This is a genomic window from Pseudomonas sp. SIMBA_068 (assembly GCF_046534705.1).
Taxonomy (GTDB): domain Bacteria; phylum Pseudomonadota; class Gammaproteobacteria; order Pseudomonadales; family Pseudomonadaceae; genus Aquipseudomonas; species Aquipseudomonas putida.
In genome coordinates, this window is record NZ_JAWRYI010001267.1 from 1 (window position 1) to 247 (window position 247).

Genomic DNA, 247 nt, shown 5'->3' on the forward strand with positions numbered 1-247 from the left:
TCGCCGAACTGGACGCAATTGCAGCATGCGTGATTGGCGGCACCAGCCTGGCTGGCGGTGTGGGAAGCGTTGCCGGAGCAGTAATGGGGGCATTTATCATGGCTTCACTGGATAACGGCATGAGTATGATGGATGTACCGACCTTCTGGCAGTATATCGTTAAAGGTGCGATTCTGTTGCTGGCAGTATGGATGGACTCCGCAACCAAACGCCGTTCTTGATTTTGATAAAAATTTTCTCAAAGCCG

1 protein-coding gene is annotated in these 247 nt (G+C 51.4%); it reads left to right on the forward strand.

What is annotated here, in order from left to right:
- The coding region (locus SB756_RS33630) for an ABC transporter permease subunit (protein ID WP_410913707.1) at positions 1–221 on the forward strand (221 nt) is incomplete at its 5' end.
- Between the last annotated feature and the right edge of the window lie 26 nt (positions 222–247).